A 3,459-nucleotide genomic window follows, 5' to 3' on the forward strand; every position below is an offset into this window, starting at 1 on the left:
ATCCATGATGTCTCGCGGCTGCGACGAATCGTGGTTGACCGTGCGCTCAAGCCGCTCGGGCTAACGCGCTCGCAGTGGTGGGTTCTGGCTTTCCTCTCGCGCCGCGACGGCATGACCCAAACCGCGCTGGCGGCAGACTTGGATCTGACCAAAGTCGCGATTGGCGGCCTGATCGACCGGATGGAATCCGCCAGCTTTGTCGAACGGCGCGCCGACGAGCGCGATGCGCGCGCACGCCGGGTCTTCCTGACCCGCGCCGGGCTGAAGCTAGTTTCGACCATCCGCGAAAGCGTCGACGCGGTCGAGGCCGACATTCTGGCGACCGTCAGCGAGGATGAACTCGACGCTGCGGCGCTGGTGCTCGTGAAGATCAAGAACCGCCTGCTCGATCTGGCGGGCGGCGAAGCAGAGGGCGGTCAGGATCTGGATCTCTGACTGCAACATCCGAATGGAGGAATACGTGAGAGGATTGGACGGAAGGGTCGCCATTGTCACCGGCGGCGGACAGGGCATTGGCCGCGCCTTGACGCTGCGGCTCGCGGCGGAAGGCTGCAAGGTCGCGATCTTCGACCTCAGCACAGCAGCGGGCGAGGAAACCGCCCAGCTTGCGGGCCCCAGCGCGACCGTGCGCACGTGGCAGCTCGATGTCAGCGATCTGCCTGCCGTTCAGGCTGCAGTTGAAGCTGTCGAGGTAGAGCTCGGCCCGATCTGGGTTCTGGTCAACAATGCCGGGTGGGACCGCCCTGCCCCCTTCCTCAAGACCACGCCTGAATTCTGGGAAAAGGTCATCGCGATCAATCTCACCGGAAATCTCAATACGCATTTCGCCGTCGCGGGCAAGATGGTCGCGAATGGCGGAGGGCGCATAATCAACATCGCCTCGGATGCAGCCAAGGTCGGCACCGCAATGGAAGCCGTCTATTCGGCCTGCAAGGGCGGCCTCATAAGCTTCACCAAGTCAATCGCGCGCGAACTCGCGCGCAAGAATGTGCTGTGCAACGCCGTTTGCCCGGGGCCGACCAACACCCCGATGATGGCCGAGGTCGCCGGGACCGGCCCCGAAGCCGAAAAGTGGAAGGCGGCGCTCGAGCGCGGCATTCCGCTCGGCCGCATGGGCGAGCCTGATGACTACGCCGGGATCGTTGCGCTGCTCGCCTCTGATGACGGCGCCTACATCACCGGCCAGGCCATTTCGGTCTCCGGCGGCATGAACATGGTCTGATCGGCGCGAAGATCGACCCCAGGCCAAAAAAACAGGAAAGGATGCGCCATGAGCACCCCCGAATTCGAAGACATTCTCTATGAAGTGCGTGGCCGCGCCGCATGGGTCACGATCAACCGCCCCAAGCTTTACAATGCCTTCCGCGCGCAGACGATCGAGGAGCTGATCGCCGCGTTCAAGCTCGCCGCTGATGACAAGGGCGTCTCGTCGGTTGTGCTGACCGGCGCGGGCGACAAGGCCTTTTGCACGGGCGGTGACCAGAGCGCGAAGGACGGCCAGTACGACGGGCGCGGTATTGTCGGCCTGCCGATCGACGAATTCCAGTCGATCATCCGCGACATTCCCAAGCCCGTGATCGCCCGCATCAACGGCTTCGCGATTGGCGGCGGCAATGTGTTTGCCACACTTTGCGATCTGACCATCGCTGCCGACACGGCCAAGTTCGGCCAGGTCGGCCCCAAGGTCGGCTCGGTCGATGCCGGCTGGGGCACTGCATTTCTAGCCCGCCACATTGGCGACAAGAAGGCGCGCGAGATGTGGTTCCTGAACCTGCAGTACTCGGCGCAGGAAGCACTCGAAATGGGCCTCGTGAACAAGGTCGTTCCAGCGGCTGAACTCGATGCGGCGGTCGATGAGTGGACCGAGATGCTCGGCCAGCGCTCGCCCACGGCGCTGGCGCTCGCCAAGCGCAGTTTCAATGCAGACAGCGACAACATTCGCGGTATCTCGATGATGGCGCTGAATTCGGTGAAGCTGTTTTACGACACCGAGGAATCGAAGGAAGGCATGCGCGCGTTCCAAGAACGGCGCACACCGGACTTCCACAAATACGTGAAGTAAGCGGATTTGGGGCGCAGCACATGACGAATCGCCTGCTGCGCCCTGGAGACCTGCCCGGCGTTCTGCCGCCGGGAGGCCTCGCGCTCGTCTCCTCCTGCTCGGCGGAATCCGATTTGCTGATCGACGAGGTTGCTGCCGCCGGCAGTGCGCTGGGTGCGATGACGTTCTCGGGCATCTTTGTCCCCGGACTCAACAAGGCGGTCTGGCGCGCAGGGCATGACGCGCGCGTCCTGACATTTTTCCAGACGCCCGAACTGCGCCGCGAGGGCGCGCGCAGTCAGTTCCTGCCGCTGTGTTATCAGGATATCCTCGCACTCTATCGCCAGCAGAAGCCGGCCGCAGCGCTATTCATGTGCAGCCCACCCGATACCGAAGGAAATTGCAGCTTCGGCGCGGAGACTGCTTTCATTGCCGCCCTCTGGCGCGATATTCCGGTGCGCATTGCACACATCAATCCGCTGATGCCCCGCACGGCGGGTGATCCCGGCATTCCACTTGCAGAGCTGACCGGCTGGTACGAGAGCGAGCAGCCGCTGCGCACGATGGCCAGCGGCGAGGACACGACGAGCCTCGCTATCGCCGCCCACGTCGCGCCGCTCATCCCCGATGGGGCGACGGTTCAAACCGGGCTCGGCAAGATCCCCGATGCCGTGCTCCGCGCGCTCACGGGCCATCGCGGCCTGCGGCTCCACACGGGCCTCATCGGCGATGGTGCGCTGGAACTCGTGCGCTCGGGCGCGATGGCAGACGGCCCGTCAGCACTGGTCGGGGTCGCGATCGGCAGTACCGCGCTTTATGACGGGCTCGGCGATCCCCATTTCCAGTTCCGTCCGGTCAATGTCACTCATGATCCGGCAACGCTCGGCGCAATCGAGCGGTTCGTCACGATCAATTCAGCGATGGAAGTCGATCTTTACGGACAGGTCCATGCAGAAGCTTCGGCGCGGGGGTTCCTGTCGGGCCCCGGCGGCGGAGGCGACTATGCGCGCGGAGCGAGGGCCGCCGGCGGCCTTAGGATCATAGCGCTGCCGTCGGAGGCAAGGACTGCCAGCCGGATTGTTCCGGCAGGCGGAGGGCACGGTCCGGTCTCGCTCTCGCGCTTTGATGTCGATGTGGTCGTGACCGAGCACGGTGCGGCAGACTTACGCAATCTGGGGCATGAGGCGCGCGCGCAGGCGATCCTCGCCATCGCCGCACCGCACAACCGAGAGACACTGGCCCGGCACTGGCGCGATGCCATGCAGGGTCTGCAGGAGGCATAACGTGACACAGCACAAGGTCATCATCAGCTGCGCGGTTACGGGCTCGATCCACACTCCGTCGATGTCACCGCACCTTCCCGTCACCGCGCAGGAGATTGCCGAAGCCGCGCTCGGCGCAGCGGACGCTGGTGCGGC

5 protein-coding genes are annotated in these 3,459 nt (G+C 64.5%); all 5 read left to right on the forward strand.

Going from position 1 to position 3,459, the window contains the following annotated elements; all coding sequences use genetic code 11:
• The coding region (locus tag Q0071_RS12530) for a MarR family transcriptional regulator (RefSeq protein WP_298169664.1) at positions 1-435 on the forward strand (435 nt) is incomplete at its 5' end.
• 25 nt (positions 436-460) lie between these two features.
• A complete protein-coding gene (locus Q0071_RS12535; RefSeq protein ID WP_298169668.1) occupies positions 461-1,222 on the forward strand; it encodes an SDR family oxidoreductase in 762 nt (253 codons plus the stop codon).
• 48 nt (positions 1,223-1,270) lie between these two features.
• On the forward strand, positions 1,271-2,062 hold the full coding sequence (locus tag Q0071_RS12540; protein ID WP_298169670.1) for an enoyl-CoA hydratase-related protein: 792 nt from the start codon (positions 1,271-1,273) through the stop codon (positions 2,060-2,062).
• A 20-nt stretch (positions 2,063-2,082) separates the two neighbouring features.
• Positions 2,083-3,324 (forward strand): acetyl-CoA hydrolase/transferase C-terminal domain-containing protein, encoded by a 1,242-nt coding sequence (locus tag Q0071_RS12545; protein WP_298169673.1) that lies wholly within the window; start codon positions 2,083-2,085, stop codon positions 3,322-3,324.
• Positions 3,296-3,459: 3-keto-5-aminohexanoate cleavage protein (locus tag Q0071_RS12550; RefSeq protein ID WP_298169676.1), on the forward strand; the 164-nt coding region annotated here is incomplete at its 3' end. The genes Q0071_RS12545 and Q0071_RS12550, both read left to right, overlap by 29 nt.

The organism is Novosphingobium sp. (assembly GCF_027486195.1).
GTDB lineage: Bacteria > Pseudomonadota > Alphaproteobacteria > Sphingomonadales > Sphingomonadaceae > Novosphingobium.

What these genes read in the sequence shown, in the direction of transcription:
- Q0071_RS12540 (WP_298169670.1), top strand. Translation starts at nt 1,271, where the DNA reads ATGAGCACCCCCGAATTCGAAGACATTCTCTATGAAGTGCGTGGCCGC.
- Q0071_RS12545 (WP_298169673.1), top strand. Translation starts at nt 2,083, where the DNA reads ATGACGAATCGCCTGCTGCGCCCTGGAGACCTGCCCGGCGTTCTGCCG.